This window comes from Streptomyces sp. NPDC055078, assembly GCF_053607985.1.
In genome coordinates this window covers 1-20,309 of sequence record NZ_JBSGUP010000073.1, presented here as the reverse complement: position 1 = coordinate 20,309, position 20,309 = coordinate 1, and the positions used below count along the sequence as shown (strand labels likewise).

Annotated in this window: 18 protein-coding genes; 14 read left to right on the top strand and 4 right to left on the bottom strand. The window is 72.6% G+C overall.

The window, feature by feature from the left end; translation table 11 throughout:
• Window positions 1-194: 194 nt before the first annotated feature.
• The gene (locus ACWF94_RS09470) at window positions 195-815 is read left to right on the top strand and encodes a TetR/AcrR family transcriptional regulator (protein WP_453486304.1); all 621 of its coding nucleotides are present in this window, start codon (window positions 195-197) and stop codon (window positions 813-815) included.
• A gap of 80 nt (window positions 816-895) precedes the next feature.
• Here the strand turns inward: ACWF94_RS09470 and ACWF94_RS09465 are convergent, their stop codons facing one another.
• From ACWF94_RS09465 to ACWF94_RS09450, 4 genes are read right to left on the bottom strand one after another with little or no spacing between them, the layout of a single operon-like run.
• Window positions 896-1,663 carry an SDR family NAD(P)-dependent oxidoreductase gene (locus ACWF94_RS09465; RefSeq protein WP_453486303.1) on the bottom strand — a complete coding sequence of 256 codons (768 nt, stop codon included), beginning with the start codon at window positions 1,661-1,663 and terminating at the stop codon, window positions 896-898.
• A 36-nt stretch (window positions 1,664-1,699) separates the two neighbouring features.
• The gene (locus tag ACWF94_RS09460) at window positions 1,700-3,280 is read right to left on the bottom strand and encodes a 3-hydroxyacyl-CoA dehydrogenase (RefSeq protein WP_453486301.1); all 1,581 of its coding nucleotides are present in this window, start codon (window positions 3,278-3,280) and stop codon (window positions 1,700-1,702) included.
• Entirely contained in the window at window positions 3,280-4,371 is a 1,092-nt protein-coding gene (locus ACWF94_RS09455; RefSeq protein ID WP_453486300.1) for a 2-oxoacid:ferredoxin oxidoreductase subunit beta, read from the bottom strand. The genes ACWF94_RS09460 and ACWF94_RS09455 overlap by 1 nt, the downstream gene beginning before the upstream one ends.
• Window positions 4,364-6,274 (bottom strand): 2-oxoacid:acceptor oxidoreductase subunit alpha, encoded by a 1,911-nt coding sequence (locus ACWF94_RS09450; protein WP_453486298.1) that lies wholly within the window; start codon window positions 6,272-6,274, stop codon window positions 4,364-4,366. Before ACWF94_RS09450 ends, ACWF94_RS09455 begins: the two co-directional genes overlap by 8 nt.
• A 692-nt stretch (window positions 6,275-6,966) precedes the next feature.
• Between ACWF94_RS09450 and ACWF94_RS09445 the strand changes: the two genes are divergently transcribed.
• From ACWF94_RS09445 to ACWF94_RS09385, 13 genes are all read left to right on the top strand, one after another.
• Window positions 6,967-8,610, top strand: coding sequence for a class I adenylate-forming enzyme family protein (locus ACWF94_RS09445; protein WP_453486296.1), 1,644 nt, complete (start codon window positions 6,967-6,969; stop codon window positions 8,608-8,610).
• Window positions 8,607-9,386, top strand: coding sequence for an SDR family NAD(P)-dependent oxidoreductase (locus tag ACWF94_RS09440; RefSeq protein WP_453486294.1), 780 nt, complete (start codon window positions 8,607-8,609; stop codon window positions 9,384-9,386). Before ACWF94_RS09445 ends, ACWF94_RS09440 begins: the two co-directional genes overlap by 4 nt.
• Before the next feature lie 87 nt (window positions 9,387-9,473).
• Window positions 9,474-10,508 (top strand): LLM class flavin-dependent oxidoreductase, encoded by a 1,035-nt coding sequence (locus ACWF94_RS09435; RefSeq protein WP_453486292.1) that lies wholly within the window; start codon window positions 9,474-9,476, stop codon window positions 10,506-10,508.
• A gap of 378 nt (window positions 10,509-10,886) precedes the next feature.
• Window positions 10,887-12,131: a Rieske 2Fe-2S domain-containing protein gene (locus tag ACWF94_RS09430; protein ID WP_453486290.1), complete on the top strand. Its 1,245-nt coding sequence runs from the start codon at window positions 10,887-10,889 to the stop codon at window positions 12,129-12,131.
• On the top strand, window positions 12,124-12,681 hold the full coding sequence (locus tag ACWF94_RS09425; RefSeq protein WP_453486288.1) for a nuclear transport factor 2 family protein: 558 nt from the start codon (window positions 12,124-12,126) through the stop codon (window positions 12,679-12,681). The genes ACWF94_RS09430 and ACWF94_RS09425 overlap by 8 nt, the downstream gene beginning before the upstream one ends.
• On the top strand, window positions 12,678-14,321 hold the full coding sequence (locus ACWF94_RS09420) for an FAD-dependent oxidoreductase (RefSeq protein WP_453486287.1): 1,644 nt from the start codon (window positions 12,678-12,680) through the stop codon (window positions 14,319-14,321). Before ACWF94_RS09425 ends, ACWF94_RS09420 begins: the two co-directional genes overlap by 4 nt.
• Window positions 14,322-14,360: 39 nt before the next feature.
• The gene (fdxA, locus tag ACWF94_RS09415; RefSeq protein ID WP_453486285.1) at window positions 14,361-14,708 is read left to right on the top strand and encodes a ferredoxin; all 348 of its coding nucleotides are present in this window, start codon (window positions 14,361-14,363) and stop codon (window positions 14,706-14,708) included.
• Window positions 14,709-14,770: 62 nt separating this feature from the next.
• Window positions 14,771-15,478: a PIG-L deacetylase family protein gene (locus tag ACWF94_RS09410; RefSeq protein ID WP_453486283.1), complete on the top strand. Its 708-nt coding sequence runs from the start codon at window positions 14,771-14,773 to the stop codon at window positions 15,476-15,478.
• Window positions 15,478-16,185, top strand: coding sequence for a 4-carboxy-4-hydroxy-2-oxoadipate aldolase/oxaloacetate decarboxylase (locus ACWF94_RS09405; protein WP_453486281.1), 708 nt, complete (start codon window positions 15,478-15,480; stop codon window positions 16,183-16,185). The genes ACWF94_RS09410 and ACWF94_RS09405 overlap by 1 nt, the downstream gene beginning before the upstream one ends.
• Before the next feature lie 217 nt (window positions 16,186-16,402).
• The gene (locus ACWF94_RS09400; RefSeq protein ID WP_453486279.1) at window positions 16,403-17,419 is read left to right on the top strand and encodes a fumarylacetoacetate hydrolase family protein; all 1,017 of its coding nucleotides are present in this window, start codon (window positions 16,403-16,405) and stop codon (window positions 17,417-17,419) included.
• 6 nt (window positions 17,420-17,425) lie between these two features.
• Complete coding sequence (locus tag ACWF94_RS09395; protein ID WP_453486277.1) at window positions 17,426-18,367, top strand: DODA-type extradiol aromatic ring-opening family dioxygenase; 942 nt, start codon at window positions 17,426-17,428, stop codon at window positions 18,365-18,367.
• A gap of 80 nt (window positions 18,368-18,447) precedes the next feature.
• Window positions 18,448-19,590, top strand: coding sequence for an acyl-CoA dehydrogenase family protein (locus tag ACWF94_RS09390; protein ID WP_453486276.1), 1,143 nt, complete (start codon window positions 18,448-18,450; stop codon window positions 19,588-19,590).
• Window positions 19,590-20,309 (top strand): CoA-binding protein (locus ACWF94_RS09385; RefSeq protein WP_453486274.1); only part of this gene is annotated, 720 nt, incomplete at its 3' end. The genes ACWF94_RS09390 and ACWF94_RS09385, both read left to right, overlap by 1 nt.

Sequence of the window (20,309 nt, the reverse complement as noted above, 5' to 3'; positions counted from 1 at the left end):
GGGTAGCCCTCCAGGGGCTCAACCCGGCTCCGAGCGGGAGCAGTACGGCTGGTGCGAGGAGGCATTCTCCTGGCCCCAGGCGACCGTTAGGCTTCCGATCGGAAGGTGATAGTTTGCGATCGGAAGCGGCTGCGGTTCCGCCAGGACCGGGCACCCGGCCGTAAGCCGCACGGCCCACCGACACGGAGGTTTCCATGCCGCCCAGGCGCGACCCGAAGAAGCACGACGAGGTGCTCGATGCCGCGATCATGCTGATCCGGCAGAAGGGCATCGAGGGGACGAGCCTTCAGGACGTCGCGGACGCGGTCAAGCTCAAGAAGGGGAGCCTGATCACCTACTTCTCGTCCAAGGCGGAACTCACCGATCTGATCCAGGCGCGATTCACCAAGATCGCGGAGTTGGAGCTGGCGGAGATCGCGGAACGGCTGGCGAAGGACCCGGAGCACCGGCTGCGGGAGTTGCTCCAGTTCCATGCCGAGCACTGCACACTCAACATGTCCTCGCCGGTGCTGGTGAGCTTTATGCAGCTCTGGTCGCCTCCCGGCACGCCGACCGGGCAGAAGCAACTGGAGATCCGGCGGCAGTACCAGAGCGTGTTCGAGCAGGCGGTCGTGGAGTGCAGCCGTAAGCGGATCTTCAAGAAGGTGGACACCGAACTGGTCGTCAACGGGCTCATGGGAACGATGAGCTGGTGCGCCTTCTGGTACGACGAGGAGACGCACGGCCCGCTCAGGCCGCTCGTGGACGGTCTCATCGACATGGCTTTCGTCGGACTCCGCCCCCGGCCGAGAAGGACGCCGGCGGCGAGGAAGTGAACTGAACGGCGGCGGACGGAATCCTGGCGACGGGCCGCCCACGGGGCCGGAGGACTGAGCGGGACCCGATCCCGGGGCCGTCATCGCTGAGGCAGCCTCGTTCCGGCGTCCAGGCGGATGACCTCGCCGTTCAGCATCTCGTTGGCGATCACCGCGCAGGCCAGGTCCGCGAACTCGGCGGGCCGGCCGAGCCGCCTCGGGTACGCCGTCGACGAGACCAACTGCGCCTGGAGACCGGCCGGGAGGTCGGTGGTGAGCGCCGTCTTGAACGCACCGGGCGCGATCGTGACACAGCGGATCCGGTGCTCGGCGAGTTCCCTGGCGGCCGGGAGCGTCATACCGGCCACCCCCGCCTTGGACGCGGCGTACGCCAACTGGCCCTGCTGCCCCTCGAACGCGGCGACGCTCGCGGTGAGCACGATCACCCCGCGCTCCCCGCCGTCGTCCGGCCGGTCGCCGCGGCTCATCTGCCAGGCGGCGGCCCGCAGCACATGGAAGGTGCCGAGGAGATTCACCTCGACAATGCGGCGGAACCGCTCCGGGTCGACGGGAGCTTCCTTGCCGAGCAGCCGGAAGCCCCCCGCGAGGCCCGCGCAGTGCACCAGGATGTCGAGCCGGCCGAAACGGGCGACGGTCTCGGCGAAGGCGTGGTCGACCTGGACCGGTGAGCGGATATCGGCGGCGACCGGCAGCCAGTCCGCCCCGCCGCCGGGGTCGGTGGCGGGCGCGGGGGCCTCCAGGTCGAGGGCGGCCACCCGGGCGCCCCGGGCGAGCAGCGCCTGAGCGGTCGCACGGCCGAGCCCCGCGCCCGCTCCCGTCACCATCGCCACAGCACCGTGCAGTTCCATGCGATCCATCCTCCTGAGTCGTCGGGTGTGGCAGGGTCAGATCCGGGTGCCGCTGAAGTCCCCGGTGCTCAGCGGCACGCCGAGCCGGGCGCGCCGGGTGAGCCACACGGACGGGCGGTACCGGGGGTCGCGGTAGGCCGCGTACAGCCCTTCGAGCGTGCGCAGCAGCGCCGTGGCGCCGATCCGGTCGCCCCAGGCCAGCGGTCCGTACGGGTATCCGAGGCCCAGAGTCACAGCCGTGTCGATGTCCGCCGGGGAGGCGAGGCCCTGCTGGGCGATCTCGCACGCGGTGTTGACGATCACGGCGGCGATGCGCTGGGCGATGAATCCGGCGCCGTCGGAGACGACGCTCACCTCCCGGCCGGTCGCGGCGAGTGCCGCATGCGCCTCCGTGACAGTGGCGTGCGACGCCGCCGGGCCCGCCGCCAGCGTCAGCCGCCCGCCGTACTGCCCGAACGGGTCGGCCCCGACCGTACGCTCGGGAGGCAGCCCCGCGTCGAGCCCCGCGCCGGTCACGTCCTGGCCCCAGGGGCTGACGATCGCCACGGTGTCCCGCCCGGGGCGGGGGGCGATCGTGACCCCCGAGCCGCGCAGCAGGGACGCCAGACGGACGTCCTCGCACCAGACGGGGGTGCCGCCGTACGCGGGCGTCCCGTCCCGGCTGCCGGTACCGGGGCCGGCGTCCGGGGAGTCACCGCCGGTTCGGGCGCTGTATCCGGAGGCTCCTGCCGGAAGGTTCCCGCCGGGCCCGGTGGCGTAGGTGTGGAAGCCGTGGCCCGTCTTGCGGCCGAGCCGGCCCGCCGTGACCATCCTGGCCACGGTGGGCGACGGCCGGAACCTCGGATCGTCCGCGAAGCCCCGGTAGACCGATTCCGACACCGCCATATTGATGTCGAGCCCGGTGAGGTCCATCAGCTCGAACGGCCCCATCCGGAACCCGGCGGCCTCGCGGCAGACACGGTCGATGTCGGGCGCCGAGGCCACCTTCTCGTCCAGGAGCCGTACGGCCTCCGAGGTGTACGGACGCCCGGCGTGGTTGACCAGGAAGCCGGGGGTGTCGGAGACCGTCAGCGGAGTGTGCCCGAGCCCGCCCACGAGCCGGGCGAGACGGCCGGCGACCGCCGGGCCGGTGTGCTCGCCGGGCACGATCTCGACCAGCCGCATCAGCGGCACCGGGTTGAAGAAGTGCAGCCCGCACAGGCGCTCGGGACGGGCCAGCCCGGCCCCGATCGCGGTGACGGACAGTGAGCTGGTGTTGGTGGCGAAGACGGTGTCCGGACCGAGCCGGGCCTCCAGACCGGCCAGCAGGCGCCGTTTGACGTCGAGGTCCTCCACCACCGCCTCGATCACCAGATCGGCGGAGGTGATCTCGTCCACCACGCCCAGCCGCGCCCTGGCCGCGCCCGGATCGTCCAGCAGCCCCTTCGCCGCCGACCGGTCGATCATCCGGTGCGCGAACGCGAGCGCCTCGTCCGCCGCGCCCGGGCGCTCGTCGGTCAGCAGCACCCGGTGCCCGCCCATCGCGAACAACTGGGCGATGCCGCGCCCCATCGTGCCTGCCCCGACGACGGCGACGGTCAGCGGCCCGTCGGCGCCGGGGCCCGTCCCGGCCGCCATCAGCCCACGGTCCAGGTGTCGTTGCCCGCCAGCAGGGAGGTGAGGTCGCCCGCGCCGCCGTCAGCGGCGGCCCGGGCCAGTTGCTCGACCATCAGCTCGTCGTAGACGGGCCGCTCGACATCGCGGAAGACGCCGATCGCCGTCCGGGGCGGGCTGGAGTTCACCGCGAACTGCGCGAGCGCGAAGGCTGTCTCGGGACTCTCGGCGCGGGCGTCGTGGACCAGCGGCGCACCGGCCCCCCGCCCCGCCGCGTCCCCGGACACTGCGCCGGTTTCGGTGATCCGCAGTCTGCCGTCCGTACCGCGTACGACGGTCTTCGAGCCGTCGGCTCCGCAGCGCACGGGCTCCCCGTGCTCCAGGCGCAGCGTGTGCTCGGCCCGGGTGTCCGGGTCCTTGAGCAGGTCGAAGGCACCGTCGTTGAAGACATTGCAGTTCTGGTAGATCTCCACCAGCGCGGTCCCGGCGTGTGCGGCGGCGGCGCGCAGCACCGATGTCAGATGCTTGCGGTCGGAGTCGATGGTGCGGGCCACGAAGGTCGCGCCCGCGCCCAGCGCGAGGGAGACCGGGTCGAAGGGCACCTCCAGCGAGCCCATCGGGGTGGACTTGGTGATCTTGCCCTGTTCGCTCGTGGGGGAGTACTGGCCCTTGGTCAGCCCGTAGATCCGGTTGTTGAAGAGCAGGATCTTCAGATTCACATTGCGCCGCAGGGCGTGGATCAGATGGTTGCCGCCGATGGAGAGCGAGTCGCCGTCGCCGGTCACCACCCACACCGACAGATCGGGCCTGCTGACGGCGAGACCGGACGCGATGGCGGGCGCCCTGCCGTGGATGGAGTGCATTCCGTAGGTGGAGAGGTAGTACGGGAAGCGGGACGAGCAGCCGATGCCGGAGACGAAGACCAGGTTCTCGCGGCGCAGACCGAGTTCGGGGAGGAACGACTGGACGGCGGCGAGGATCGCGTAGTCCCCGCAGCCGGGGCACCAGCGGACCTCCTGGTCGGAACGGAAGTCGGCGGCCGTGCGGCGGACGTCGTCCTGGGGGACGAGCCGCAGGGACGGGAAACGGGCCGGGGTGACGGTGGTCTCAGACACCGGCGATCACATCCTCGATGGCGGCGGCCAGTTCGGCGGACTTCAGCGGCTGGCCGCTGACGCGGGTGAAGCCGACCGTGTCGATGAGATAGCGGGCGCGGACGAGCGAAGCGAGCTGGCCGAGGTTCATTTCGGGGATCAGCACCCGTTCATAGGAGTGGAGTACGTCCCCGAGGTCGGCGGGGAACGGGTTGAGGTGGCGCAGATGCGCCCGCGCGACCTGCTGTCCCGCCGCGCGCACGGCACGGCAGGCGGCGGCGACGGGGCCGTGGGTGGAGCCCCAGCCGAGGACCAGCACCCGGGCCGCGCCCGAGGGGTCGTCCACGGCGAGCGGGGCGAAGTCGCGGGCGATGCCGTCGACCTTGGCCTGCCGGGTGCGGACCATGTGCTCGTGGTTGGCCCCGTCGTAGGAGATCTCGCCGCTGCCGTCCGCCTTCTCGATGCCGCCGATGCGGTGTTCGAGCCCGGGGGTGCCCGGTACGGCCCAGGGCCTGGCCAGGGTGACCGGGTCGCGCAGATAGGGCCAGAACACCTCGGTGCCGTCGGGCCGGGTGTGGTTGGGCGCGGTGGCGAACGGGACCCGCAGATCGGGCAGTTCGGCGGGGACGGGGATACGCCAGGGTTCGGAGCCGTTGGCGAGATAGCCGTCGGAGAGCAGAAAGACGGGCGTGCGGTACGCGAGGGCGATCCGGGCGGCCTCGATCGCGGCGTCGAAGCAGTCACCGGGGGTGGCGGCGGCGACGACCGGTACCGGTGCCTCGCCGTTGCGCCCGTACATCGCCTGGAGCAGATCGGCCTGCTCGGTCTTGGTGGGCAGTCCGGTGGAGGGGCCGCCGCGCTGGATGTCCACGATGAGCAGTGGCAGTTCGAGGGAGACCGCGAGGCCCACCGCCTCCGATTTCAGGGCGACCCCGGGGCCCGATGTGGTGGTGACGCCGAGCGCCCCGCCGTAGGCGGCTCCGAGCGCGGCGCAGATCCCGGCGATCTCGTCCTCGGCCTGGAAGGTGCGCACGCCCAGATGCTTGTGCCGGGACAACTCGTGGAGGATGTCGGATGCGGGGGTGATGGGGTACGAGCCCAGGAAGAGCGGCAGCCCCGCGCGCTCGGCCGCGGCGACGAGTCCGTAGGCGAGGGCGAGGTTGCCGGTGATGTTGCGGTAGCTGCCGGGCGGGAGGGCGGCGGGGGCGACTTCGTAGGAGACGGCGAAGTCCTCGGTGGTCTCGCCGTAGTTCCAGCCGGCCCGGAAGGCGGCGATGTTCGCCTCCGCGATCGCCGGCTTGTTGGCGAACTTCTGCCGCAGGAAGGCGATCGTGCCGTCGACGGGCCGGTCGTAGAGCCAGGACAGCAGGCCCAGCGCGTACATGTTCCTGGCCCGTTCCGCGTCCTTTCTCGGCAGCCCGAGGTCTTTGACGGCGGCGACGGTCCGCGAGGTCAGCGGCAGTGGATGGAGCCGGTAGGCGTCGAGGGAGGCGTCGGGCGAGGTGTCGTCCAGGGGATTGCTGTCGTAGCCCGCTTTCGCCAGCGCGCGCGGGGTGAACCCGTCGGTGTCGACGATGATCTCGGCGCCGCGCGGCAGACCGGGGAGATTCGCCCGGAGCGCGGCGGGGTTCATGGCGACCAGCACATCGGGCGCGTCGCCCGGTGTGGTGATGTCGTGGTCGGCGAAGTGGAGCTGGAACGCGGAGACTCCCGGCAGGGTGCCGGCGGGCGCGCGGATCTCGGCCGGGAAGTCGGGCAGCGTGGAGAGATCGTTGCCCAGTGAGGCGGTCTGTGCGGTGAACCGGTCGCCGGCGATCTGCATACCGTCGCCCGAATCGCCCGCGAAGCGGATGACGACGCTGCTGAGCCGCCGCCGGGCCGCCCGGGGCCGGCCGGGGACGTTCTTCTCCTGAGTGGGACACATGGGGAACCGCCAAATCCTGCGGGCCGCACGCCGCTGCCGGGCCTGTGGTGCTCGCTGGGCACCGGCCGGGCCGCTTCGGCGTGGGTGAGGGAGCGCCGTCCGATGTGATCGGCGTTGTTGGGATGCCGACACTTAACTACCTTACGATCGTAAGGTCAATAGCCCCGAAAGGTGGTAGCCGGATGCGACCGGAGAACATTCACTCCAACCTATTGACCTGACGATCGTCAGGTTCTTACGCTCGGCGCAGATCGCGGTCGAGGTGGTCGGCGTGGCTGCTGTCGGTGCTGGTTCCCGCTTGTCCCCGGCCGCTCGGTGCGTGACTCACGCGCCTGCGGCCGGGGCGGCGGGAAGCCGGCACGCCGCCGGACCCGCGCCGGACACCCCGGTCCGGCTCCCGGCGGGACACCGCCGGACACCGCCGCGCCCGCGGCCCACAAGGCCGTACGAGAACGCCGTACCGAGAACGTCGTAGGCGTCGCTCACCCGCAGGACCCACCCCGAGGCCACCCAGGCCGTCGCCGGGGCACCGCCCCGCCCCGCCCGCCGTCCGCGAACCTGTCCTCCGGCTGCCGTGCCACGCAGCCGCCGTCACGAGGAGTGCCCGTGCTCATGCTCAGCGTTGCCCCAGCGCCCGGGGAATCGCCACCCGAGGCCGCCGCCGAGTCCGTCGGCGCGGGCGGGGGCGGGCGGTGAACCCGCTGACAACCGCGCCCGCCGCCGGGCCCGGGGACACCGATGTGACGCGCGGGGCCGATCTGACCTGGCCGCTGCGGCGGGCGGCGCGGCTGTACGGCGGGCGGGAGTCCGTGGTGGACCGGGGCAGCCGGTACACCTATGCGCAGTTCCTCGAACGGTGCGAACGGATCGCCGCCCTGCTGGGCTGGTACGGAGCCGCGCCCGGCGACCGGATCGCCGTCCTCGGGGCCAACAGCGCCGACTATCTGGCCGCATATTTCGCGGTCCCGGCCAGCCGCTGTGTGCTCGTCCCGCTCAACGCACGGCTGGCCGACGCCGAACTGGCGGCGGTGACGGCCGACTGCGCGCCCGTCCTGCTGATCGCCGACCGCGCCCACGCCCCGCGCGCGGCTCAGGTCGCGGCAGCCGCCGGAGCCCGCTGGGTGACCATGGACCAACTGCTGGGCGAGGAGTCCGGCGGCGACGGGGAGTGCGGAGGCGTTCCCCGGACCACACCACCCGCCGGACGCGCCCCCGGCCCCCACTCCGGCCCCCGCCCCGACGACCTGGCGGCGATCTTCTACACCGGAGGCAGCACCGGCCGCGCCAAGGGCGCCATGCTCACCCATCGCGGCCTCGCGGCCAACGCCCTCCATCTGGCGCTGGGTCTCGGCTACCGGGACGACGACGTCTATCTGCACTGCGCGCCGATGTTCCACCTCGGCGACGGGATGTCGGTCCACCCGGTCACCTGGGCCGGGGGCCGCCATGTGATCGTGCCCCGCTTCGACCCGGCCGATGTACTGCGCGCCATCGAGGACGAGCGGGTGACCTGCACCTTCCTCGTCCCCACCATGCTCACCCTGCTCCTCGAACACCTGGACGGCCTGGACCGCCTGGACTCCCACGACCGTGCCCCCGATCTGTCGTCGGTGCGGCTGGTGGTCCACGGCGGGGCGCCCATCGCGCCCGCGCTGCTGAGGCGGGCCGTCGAACGGCTCGGCTGCTCGTTCACCCAGTCGTACGGGATGACCGAGGCGGGCCCGATCCTCAGCCTGCTGCCGGGGGAGGAGAAACTGCTCGGCCGCCCGGAACTGCTGTCGGCGGGCCGCCCCGTGGCCGGGGTCGAGGTCCGCGTCGTACGGCCCGACGGCACCGAGTGCGCCGTCGGCGAGACCGGCGAGATCACCGGCCGGGGACCCAACTTCGCGCTCGGCTACTGGAATCAGCCCGAGATCACCCAGGAGCGGTTCCGCGACGGCTGGTACTGGACGGGGGATCTCGCCCACCGCGACGACGGCGGCCGACTGTACATCGTCGGCCGGGCGGGCGATGTGATCATCAGCGGCGGGGAGAACGTCTACGCGGCCGAGGTCGAGGCCGCGCTCGCGGCCCACTCCGATGTCGTCGAGGCCGCCGTCTTCGCGGTGCCATCCCCCCAGTGGGGCGAGCAGGTGCACGCGGCGGTAGTACTGCGCGGCACCGCCCCGGCCACGGCGGACGCGCTCGACGCCCACTGCCGGGCGCGGATCGCCGGGTACAAGATCCCCCGCTCGTACGAATTCCACGCCGTGCTGCCGCGTACCGGCCCCGGCAAGATCGACAAACTGGCGCTGCGCGCACCGCACTGGGCCGGACGGGAACGTGAGGTCTCATGAGCGAGCACCGGACGAACGCACCAGAGCGGCCGGTGGCCCTCGTCACCGGCGGTTCGCGGGGCATCGGCGCGGCCTGCGCCGTCCGACTGGCCGCGCGCGGCTGCCGGGTAGCGGTCAACTACGCGCGCTCTAAGCCGGACGCCGACTCCGTCGTACGGCACATCCGCGCGGCGGGCGGCGAGGCCGTGGCCGTACGGGCCGATGTGGCGCTGCACGGCGCGGCGACCGGCCTGGTGGACGAGGTCACCGAACGCCTCGGGCCCCCGCTCGTCGTCGTCAACAACGCGGGCGTCCAGCGCTCCCGGGCGATGATCCGCCAGGACGCGGAGACGTTCGAGGAGATGCTGTCGACGAACGTTCAGGGCCCCTGGGCGGTCACCAGGGCGGCGCTGCCGTCCATGTACGAGGCCGGCTGGGGCCGGGTGGTGTTCATGAGTTCCGTGCTGGGGGCGACGGGCGGTCCCGGGGACACCGGGTACAGCGCGTCGAAGGCCGCCCTGCTGGGCATGTCCCGCAGCCTGGCGCTGGAGGTGGCGCACCGGGGGATCACCTCCAACGCGGTGCTGCCGGGGACGATCCTCACCGATCTGGCCACCTCGGTCAGCCCCGCCGTCCTGGAGGCGAACATCGCCTCGCTGGCCGCGCGGCGCGGCGGCGCGCCGGAAGAGGTCGCGGCGGTGGTCGCGTTCCTCTGCTCGGCGGACGCCTCGTACGTCAACGGCGCGGAGGTGGCCGTGCACGGCGGGGGGTGGGTCACCCTGCCGCCCGCGCGCTGACGCGTTGCACCCGGCGGTGCTGCTACCGACCTCGCGGGGACCGGCCTTGAATCCGGGCCGTCGTCCGCATCAACCGAAGGAGGCGCTATGCGCTGGGGACTGGGCCTGTACACGGGCCAGGTGCCGCCCGGAGAGGCCACCGGCTTCCGGGACGAGTACGCCCGCATCATCGAACAGGCCAGACTGGCCGAGGAACTCGGCCTGGAATCGGTCTGGCTGAGTGAACACCACGGAGCCGACGACGGCTATCTGCCCTCGCTGCTTCCCGTGGCCGCCGCGATTCTGGCCGCCACCGAACGGCTGGTCGTCGGCACCGCCGTCCTGCTCGCGCCGCTGCACCATCCGCTGCGGCTCGCCGAGGACGCGGCCGTCGTGGACCAGCTCTCCGGGGGCAGGCTGGTGCTGGGCCTCGGCACCGGGTGGCGCGGCAGCGAGTTCCGTGCCTTCGGCGTCGACCCGGCCACCCGGGCCACCGCGCTCGCGGAGACCGCCGCCGTGCTGCGGCTGGCCTGGCGCGGCGAACGGTTCGACTTCGCCGGCCGAGTGCACCGGATCGAGGGAGCCCGGGTGACACCCCGGCCCTTCACCCCCGGGGGCCCGCCCCTGTGGCTCGGCGGCACCGGGCCGCGCGCGCTGCGCCGGGCGGGGGAGCTGGGCGAGGGGTACTTCGGCGTCGGCGCGACCTACGACGACGCGATGGCCACCTTCGGCACGGTGCTCGGCGCGGTGCCGCCGGACCGTGCGGACACCTTCTCGTTCGGGCAGCTCCGATCCGGCTTCATCGCACGGGACGGCGACGAGGCTTGGCGGCTCGCGGGCCGGGGGCTGACCTACAACCTGGATGTGCACGCCCGCTGGGCCAGGCAGGAGGCGGGTGCCCACGTCGGCCCGGCGGAGCGGCTGACCCCGGAGGACGCCGTACGGGCGTACAACCTGCTGGGGTCCGCCGAGGACTTCACCCGCGAACTGCTGCCGTACGCCCGGCGGTTCGCCGGGCGCCGGGACTGCCATCTGGCGCTGCGGCTGCACCATCCGTACGTGCCCCACGACAGCGTGCTCGCGGCGATCGAGGCGTACGGGAAGACGGTGGCCCCGGCGCTGCGTACCGCCGCCGCGGCCTGAGCAGGACGACGGCACCAGTACGCGGAACCGGTGCGCGGCACTGGTGCGGGGCACTGGTGCGCGGCAACACATGGGCACCGGTCCGGCCGGACCGCCGAGCCGGTGCGCCGTGGCCGCTACGCCGGCACCGCGCACGCGCGACCACGGTTGCGCGGACACCGGTGCTCCCGTCCTCGGACAGAGGCAGAGAAAACCTGACGTTCGTCAGGACAAAGGATTGATTCACGGCCAACGGCCGGTTAGCCTTCCGATCGACAGGGTAACGAGTGGTGCATCCGGCCCTCCCCCCACGGCGGAGCGCATCGTGCACCGGCCGGTCCATCCGAAGCAGATATATCCACCCCGCCGCAGCGACGGCGCGGATGACTGGAGACCAGAATGCTTTCGCACGACGAGGACCAACTCCTGACCCGGGTCGAGGGCACGGCGCCGATGGGCGCCTACCTCCGGGAGTACTGGACGCCCGCGGTCCGTTCGGCCCGGCTCGTCGCGGACGGCAAGCCCGTACGCGTACGCCTCCTGGGGGAGGACTTCGTCGCCTTCCGGGACACCGAGGGCACGGTGGGCTTCCTGGACGAGAAGTGTCCCCACCGGGGGGTGTCGCTGGCGCTCGCCCGCAATGAGGAGTGCGGGCTGCGCTGCATCTACCACGGCTGGAAGATCGACGCCTCCGGCACCGTGGTGGATGTGCCGTCCGAGCCCCCGGAGCGGACCGACTTCGGCGGCAAGGTCCGGGTACGGGCCTTCCCGGTCCGCGAGTCGGGCGGAGTCGTCTGGGTCTATCTGGGCACCCGGGAGGAGCCGCCCCCCTTTCCCCGGTTCCCCTTCGACACCCTCCCCGCCGACCACGTACGGCCGCTGGCCGCCGAGACCCACTGCAACTGGATGCAGGCCGTGGAGGGGACACTCGACTCCTCCCATGTCTCCATCCTCCACAAGTCGTGGCTGGCCTCGGGCCAGGGCCAGTTGGGCAGGACCGCCCACGACTCGGCTCCCCGCTACGAGTTCGAGCACCAGCCGTACGGCATCCAGCTCGCGGCCATCAGACGTACGGCCGAGGCGGCGAGCCATGTCCGGGTCACCGAGTTCGTGCTGCCGTGGACGGCACTCATCCCCACCGGGGACGAGGACCGGGTCGCGATCATCTGCACTCCGGTCGACGACGAGAACTCCCGCCAGTGGTTCATCCGCTGGAACGACGACCACCCCCTCACCGAGGACACCGACACCCACGCCTGGTACGCCGATCTCACCGAGCACCCCGACGACTTCGCCGTCCTGATCCGGGACCGGGAGATGTGGGGGCAGGACCGGGAGCTGATGGCACAGGGCCACTTCACCGGGATCACCAATCTGATCCTGGAGGACGTGGCGATCCAGGAGAGCCAGGGCCCGATCGTCGACCGCAGCCAGGAGAAACTGGGCTCCAGCGACATCGCGGTCATCCGCACCCGCAGACTGCTCCTCGACGCCGTACGCGCCCACGACAAGTCCGGCGAGGTCTTCGGCCGGGGCGAGGACACCGGACGGCCACCGCTCCCCGGTACCGCCGGGTCCGCCTTCACCATCGGCACCGGCGACGACTGGCGCCCGGCCGCGGCGGCCCTGGCCCGCTATGTCTGAGCGCGCGGGAACGGGCGAGCGCCCCGGGCCCATCGGGACCGGTGCCGGTACGCCGGCGTCGTTCGCCGACTGGGTCGCGATCCGTGAGCTGACCGCCGTATACAACCGCTGTTTCGACAGCGCGGACGCCAACGGCTGGGCCGGGACCTTCACCGAGACCGGACGGCTCGAAGTGACCGGCTCCGGCGCCCCGCTGACCGGTCGGCGAAGCCTCGCGGAGTTCTGCCGCTCGCGCGGCCGGGGATATGTGCACCTGACCACCGACCCGGTCGTCCGGGTCACGGGGGACACCGCGCGGCAGGAGTGCGCCCTGGTCATGCTGCGCCGCCACGAGAACCGGTCGCGGCCCGTCCTCCTCACCACGGGCCGCTACCGCGACACCCTCGTCCGCACCCCCGGGGGATGGCGCTTCACCGAACGGCTGATCGACCTCGACAGCCCCCTCGACAGCCCCATCGGCGGTCCGGCCGGCGGCCCGGGCGGTGGTGCGCCCGCCGTGCCGCCCTCCGGGCCCGCCGCCGCGGACCCACCCACCGGGAGACCGACATGATCCGCCGTCTGCGAGGCGCCCGCGCCGCCGCCACCGTCACCGTCCCGGCCGACGCCCCCCACGCCGATGTCATCGTGCTCGGCTCGGGGGCAGGAGGTCTGGCCGCCGCGATCACCGCGGCCGAGGCGGGCTGCGACGTACTGCTGTACGAGAAGGCCGGGACGTACGGCGGCACCACCGCCAAGTCGGGCGGGGTCTACTGGGTGCCGGGCAACCATCTGATGCCCGCCCACGGCATCGAGGACGACCCCGGTGACGCCCTGCGCTACATGGCCCGCGTCAGCGCCCCCGGCCGCTACGACCCGGACCACCCGCTGCTCGGCCTGACCCCCTGGGAACACGGGCTGCTCAGCGCGTACGGCGGACTCGCGGCCGAGGCAGTCGCCCATCTGGACGCCATCGGCGCGCTGCGCTCCACCATCGAGAACGCGCTCGCCTTCCCCGACTACCACACCCAACTGCCCGAACAGGCGGGTGTCTACGGGCGGGCGCTGTGCCCGGCCGACGCCGGGGGCCGTCCCGCGGGCGGCGGTGAACTGGTCGCCCAGCTCACGGCCGCCGCACACCGGCTGGGCGTGCGGACACTCACCCGGCACGCGTTCACCGATCTGCTCGTGGACGAACAGCGGGTCGCCGGCGTCCTGGTGCGCGACCTGGATACCGGCGAGCCGATCGCCGCACGGGCCGGGCTGGGCGTGGTGCTCGCCACCGGCGGATTCACCCACGACGCCGGCCGCCGCGCACGGCATCTGCCGGGACGGGTCTGGGGCGGCTGCGCCTCCCCGGGCAACACCGGAGACGCCCTGCCCGTACTGGAGAGCCTCGGCGTCCCCCTGCACAACATGGACCAGGCGTGGTGGGACCAGGTCGCCGTCGAGCACACGACCGCCGGATCGACCCAGACCACGGCCGGGGTGTGGGTCGCGCCCGGCGACTCGTCGCTGATCGTGGACCTCGACGGCCACCGGGTCGGCAACGAGAAGACGGTCTACCACGAGCGCGCCAAGATCCACCTGGGACCGGACGCCCCGGCCGTACTGCTGCTGCTCTTCGACTCCCGTACCGAACGGCTGTTCCGCGACGAGTCGTTCGCCTATCCGCTCGTGCCCGCCGGGGCGGACTCCTCCCACATCGTCTCCGGAGACACCTGGGAGGAGACGGCCGGGCGGATACGCGAACGGCTCACCGCGCTGGCGGCGGTGACCGGGGGCGCGGCGCTCGGCGACGGCTTCACCGCCACCCTCGCGGCGACCGTGCGCCGGTTCAACGAACAGGCCGCGGCCGGCACCGACACCGACTTCGGCCGGGGCGGCGAACCGATCGAGGAGTACTTCACCGGAGCGCGGCGGCCGGGCGGCGGGCCCAGCCCGACGATGGCCCCGCTCACCGAGGGCCCGTACCACGCGGTACTGATCGGGCTCGGCACCCTCGACACCAAGGGCGGCCCGCGCACCAGCCGCCACGGCCAGGTGCTGGGCTCCGACGGCGGTGCCATCAGCGGTCTCTACGCGGTCGGCAACTGCGCCGCCTCACCCTCCAACGACGGCTACTGGGCCGCCGGGGCGACCATCGGGCCCGCCCTGGCGTTCGGTTACGCCGCCGGGCGCCATCTCGCCGGATTCCGTCAGCCACCTTCCTGATCCCCCGGCCCCAACCCGCCGCTGTCCCCCTGGAGCGTCATGACATTCATCATCGGAGCCGCCTGTGTCGACGTGAAGGACAAGGCGTGCGTCCAGGAATGCCCGGTCGACTGCATCTACACGGGCGAGCGCAAGCTCTACATCAACCCGGACGAATGCATCGACTGCGGGGCCTGTGAGCCGGTCTGCCCGGTCGAGGCCATCTACTCCGACCGCGACCCGGCCACCGGGAACGAGGACCACCTCGCGGACAACGCCGCCTTCTTCCGCGCCGTGCTCAGCGGACGCACGGAACCGATCGGCGCACCGGGCGGAGCACGGGAGTTCGGCCCCGTGGCCGCCGACACCCCGCTCGTCGAGGTCCTTCCCCCGGCGGGCCCCGCCTGACCGCCCGCCTCACCGGCACCGCCCGTCCGGCACACCGGACCCCAGCAACGAGAGAGACACAGATGAAGAAGATCACTGTAGTGAGCGCACACGGCATGGACTGGGTGTGGCGCTCCGGAGGAACGATTCTCAAGTACGTCAAGGCGGGGGCCCAGGTCACCGTGGTCTGTCTGTCCATGGGCGAGCGCGGCGAGTCCGCGTCGGCCTGGTCGCAGCCGGGCCAGACCGCCGAGCGGGTACGGGAGATCCGCTTCGGGGAGGCCCGGCGGGCCGCGGACATCGCGGGCGTGGAACTGCGTACGTACGACTGGGGCGACTACCCCATGGTCATCGACGACGAGCGCCGCCTGGAGATGGTCCGGCTGCTGCGCGAACTGCGCCCCGACATCGTCCTCACCCACGGGCGCAAGGACCCCAACAACCCCGACCACGTGGCCACCGCGCAGCTCGTGGAGAGCGCCGCGATCTGGGCCAGGGCGCACGGCAGGCTCCCCGAGGCCGAGCGGTTCGTGGTGCGCCAGATCCACGGCTACGAACCGGAGTTCCCCGAATTCTGCGAATTCCGGCCCGAGACGTACATCGACATCAGCGAGGTGGCCGAGCAGAAGCTGGAGATGATGCGCTGCTCATCCGTCCAGGAGTTCATGATCGAGGTGTACGAGCAGCGGGCGCGCTACCGGGCCATCATGGCGGGCCTGTTCCTCGGCCGCCGGGTCACCCACGCGGAGGCGTTCGAGCGCTTTCTGCCCGCCGCCGGGGACGCGTTCTGATGGGGGCCGCCGACCGCACGGCCCCCTGCATCGTGGAGCACATCGACCGCGGGGTGCTCCCGCTGGCGGACGCCTTCGCCGCGCTGGGCGTCGCCACCGTGCACGAGTCGCAGGGGCGCGCGGGGCTGATGGACCCGGCCGTCAAACCGGTCGTACCGGGCTCCCGGGCCGCGGGCCCGGCCGTCACCTGCCTGGGGCAGCCAGGTGACAATCTGATGCTGCTCGCGGCGCTCGACCTGTGCGAGCCCGGGGACATCCTGGTGGTGGCCAATCTCGCCCCCACATCCATGGGCATGGTCGGGGAGATCATCGCGAGCATTCTGATCGCCCGGGGCGTCGCGGGCCTCGTCGTGGACGCGGGCGTACGGGATCTGCGCGAACTGCGCCGGCTGCCGCTGCCCGTGTGGTCCAGGACCGTCCACGCGGCGGGCACCACCAAGGGCGGCCCCGGCTGGGTCAACGTTCCCGTGGTCGCGGCGGGCGCCGCCGTCGCTCCCGGCGACATGGTCGTCGCCGACGACGACGGCGTCACCGTGGTGCCGCGCGCCGAGGCCCCGGCGGTGCTGGAGCACGCCAGGGCCCGCGAGGCCCGCGAGGCACGCCTCCTCGCCGATATCGCCTCGGGCTCCGTACCCACGCTGTCGGCGGAACTCCGCGACCGCCTCGACCAGCTCGGCGTACGGCGTGTGCCGGGCGGGGACGCGTGATGGGCACCGCCCGGCGGGCCGGCGCGTGCCGTGCGTCCACCGGCCCGGACCGGACGCGTACCCCTGGACCGTCCGGCACACCTCGTGCACCCACCGGTCCCGGCCTGACACGTACCGCCCGCCGAGCCGGCACCCGGCTCGGTCCCACGCCCGCCGGCCCGGACCGCACGCCCGGCGGGTCCGGCACCCGCCCGGCCCGACCGAGAGGCAGGACCTGATGCGACTGTGCACCTTCGCGACCGAGGGCGGGCCGCACGCGGGCGCCGTCCTCGACGACGGCGACGTCGTCGATCTGACCGCCCTCGCCCGGACGGCCACGGCGTCGCCGGACGCCGGACCGCCCACCACCGTCCTCGGCTGGATCGCGCTCGGCGACGCGGCGGCCGACCGGATCGCCGCCCTGTGCGCGGGCCGCAGGGGCCGGGCGCATATCGCGGGGCACACCGGTGAGCTGCGGCTCGCGGCGCCGATGGGGCGGTTGCCGCGCAATGTGATGTGCGTGGGCGCCAACTACCGCGCGCACATCGAGGAGTCGGAGCGGGCGGTGGGACCGCTCGGACTGCCCGCCGAGCCGGTGTTCTTCACCAAGGACGTCCGCAGTGTCTGCGGCCCGTACGACGACATCCCCGCCGACGACGCGGTGAGCCCCCGGCTCGACTGGGAGGTCGAACTCGCCGTCGTCATCGGACGCCCCGGCCGGCATATCGACCCGTCCGACGCGCTCGGCCATGTCTTCGGCTATGCGCTGCTCAACGATGTGAGCGCCCGCGCCCTGCAACTCGGCCGGGGCCAGTGGTGGCAGGGCAAGAGCGTCGAGGGCACCTCGCCGCTCGGCCCGTATCTGGTGACCCGGGACGAGGTGCCCGATCCGCAGAACCTGGAGCTGCGCTGCTGGGTGGACGGCGAGGAGACACAGTCCGCGAACACCGGGTCGATGATCCACGGCGTCGCCGCTCTCATCGCGGAACTCAGCCGGACGCTGACCCTGGAGCCCGGCGACGTCATCAGCACCGGGACCCCGGAGGGGGTGGGCCTGGGCCGTACCCCGCCCCGCTGGCTCGGCCCCGGATCGCTCCTGGAGAGCGAGATCACCGGCCTCGGCCGCCAGCGCAACCGGGTGGTCGACAGCGGCAGCCCCGGCACCGGCAGCCCTGGCACCGGCAGTCCCGGCACCGGCAGTCCCGGCACCGGCGGCGGCACGAGCCCCCGCAACGGCGAACAGAAAGCGGAGTGAGCGGCCATGGCACAACTCGCAGGAGTCTTCGGAACCTCCCACAGTCCGGCACTGATCACCCCCGTCCCCGACTGGCCCGCGCTCGAACCCAGAATCGCCAGGCCGGCGCGCGCCGAGCTGGCGGGCCGGGTGCGCGAGGCGTGGGACGAGCACCAGACCCGGTTCGACCGGGCCATGGAGCAGTTGCGCGACGCGGTGCTCGCGGTCGAGCCCGATGTGCTGCTCATCGTGGGCAGCGATCAGGGCGAGAACTTCGGCCCGCGCTCCGCCCCCGTCTTCGAACTGTTCCTCGGCGACCGCGTCGAGGCGAGCGCGGCCGACCGGCGCGGCGAGGGGCCGGAGCAGTTCCCGGTGTCCATGCCCGTCGCGGGCGGCCTCGGACACGATGTCCTCAAGCATCTGTGCGCCACGGGCTTCGACGTCGCCCATGTCTCGGAGACCTCGCACGAGTACGGCATCGGGCACGCCATCACCTGGCCGCTGCGCTTCCTCGGTCTGCGTGACTCGGGGCTTCAGCTCCTGCCGCTGGTCACCAACGTATGGAATCTGCCGAATGTGCCCGGCGTGTCCCGCTGCGTGGCCTTCGGACAGGCGCTGCGGGAGGCCATCGAGGCGTCCGCGGCACCGCTCCGGGTGGCGGTGATCGCCTCGGGCGGGCTGAGCCATCTGGTGCTCGACGAGGACCTGGACGCCCGGGTGCTCACGGCGCTGCGTTCCCCGGGCACCGAGGCATGGCAGGCCATCGGCGACGACGAGCTGGCGTACGCGCACGAGCGCCACGGCCTGTCGTACCGCCTCAACGGCACCTCCGAGATCACCGACTGGATCATCGCGGACGCCTGCGCGGGCACGGCGGCCGAGGTCATCGACTACGTCCCCGCCTATCGCACCGAGTCCGGCTACGGCGTCGGCATGTGCTTCGCCCGCTGGTCGCTCCCGGCGGGCTGACCCGGCCCGCGCCCTGAGCCCCCCGAGAGCCCCCGACTGCCTGAACTCCCACCCTCCGAACCTCTGGAGACCCCATGCACATGGATCTGCCGGAAGCCCATGACGAACTGCGGCACACCGTCCGGCGCTTCGCCCGGAACGTGGTCGAGCCGCGCGCCCGCTCGATCGACCGGGAGAACGTCTACCCCGACGATGTGTTCAAAGCCCTGTCGGACGCCGACCTGCTGGGCCTCGCCACCCCCGAGCAGTACGGCGGCGCGGGCGCGGGCACCCTCGGCCTGACCCTCGCGATCGAGGAGGTGGCCAAGTACTCCAACACGATCGCCCTGATGCTGCTGCTCACCCGGCTGCCCGCGCTGCCCCTGCTGATCGGCGGCAGCGAGGAGCAGAAGGCCGGCTATGTACGCGATCTCGCCCGGGGCACCCGTAAAGCCGCGTTCGGACTCTCCGAACCACAGGCCGGCTCCGATGTGCGGGGCATGCGGACCCGCGCCGTACCCGACGGCGACGGCTGGGTGATCTCCGGCAGCAAATGCTGGATGTCGGGCATCGAACAGGCCGACTTCTACACCGTCTTCACCCGGGTCGGAGACGGCTTCGGCTGCTTCGTCGTGGACCGCGAACTGCCCGGCGTGAGCGTGGCCCGGGTGGACGACAAGATGGGCGTACGCGGGATCGACACCGGAGAGCTGCTGCTCGACGGGGTACGGGTGAGCGCCGACCGGGCGGTGGGCACACCCGGCGAGGCGTTCAAGCTCGCCATGCTCACCCTCAACTCGATGCGGCCGATCGTCGCCGCCCGAGGTCTCGGGCTCGCCCAGGGCGCGCTGATGTACGCCGCCCGGTATCTGAGCACCCGGGAGGCGTTCGGCGCACCGCTCACCGAGCAGCAGGGCCTCGGCTGGATGGTCGCGGAACACGCGGCGGAGATCGAGGCCGCCCGGCTGCTCACCTACCGCGCGGCGCGGATGGTCGACGCCGGGCAGTACGACAAGGACGCCGTCCCCTATCTCTCGATGGCGAAACTGTTCGCCTCGGAGACGGCGGTGAAGGTCTCCGGCACCGCCGTGCAACTGCTCGGCGCGGCCGGCTTCATGAAGGAGCACCCGGTGGAAATGCACTACCGCGACGCGAAACAGCTCACCATCGTCGAGGGCACCAGCCAGATCCAGAAGAACCTGCTGGCGGCGGCCGTGTTCGACCGCACCCTGTGGTGGGACTGATGGGTACGCATCCGCTCGCCGTGCCCCGCGCGGTGTCCGCCGACGCCCGCTCCGCCCTCCTCGCACCCCGGTCGGTGGCCGTGGTCGGAGCGAGCAACCGGCCGTCCAACGCGGGCCTGTCCTTCGTACGGGCGCTGCGGGCCGCGCACTTCCCGGGGCGGCTCCTCGCCGTCAACCGGGACGGCTCGGACGTCGAGGGCGCGCTCGGCGCGGCCTCGCTGCGGGAGCTGTCCGAAGCGCCCGACCTGGCCGTCCTCGCGCTGCCCGCCCCGCTGGTGCCGGGCGCGGTCCAGGAGGCGGCCGAGGCGGGGGTGCGGGCGCTGCATGTGTTCACCGGCGGCTTCGCTGAGCTGGGCGGCGCCGGGCCGCCGGCAGCGCAGGACCGGCTCGCCCGGCTGTGCGACGAGGCCGGTATCGCCCTGATCGGCCCCAACTGCATGGGCCTGTACCGGCCACGGGCCGGTCTGGCGTTCCGCGAGGACCAGCCCATGCTGGACGGTCCGGTCGCCGTCGTCTCCCAGTCCGGGGGAGTGGCGATCACCGCCGTCCACCAGCTCGCCGCCCGTGGTCTCGGCGTCTCCACCGCGATCTCCTTCGGCAACGGAGCCCAGCTCGGCGCCGGGGCGCTGGCCGAACTGCTCGCCGACGCGGGCGAGCACTCCGTACTGGCGGTCCATGTCGAGAGCGCCAACGAACCCGATCTCGCGGACCGGCTCGGC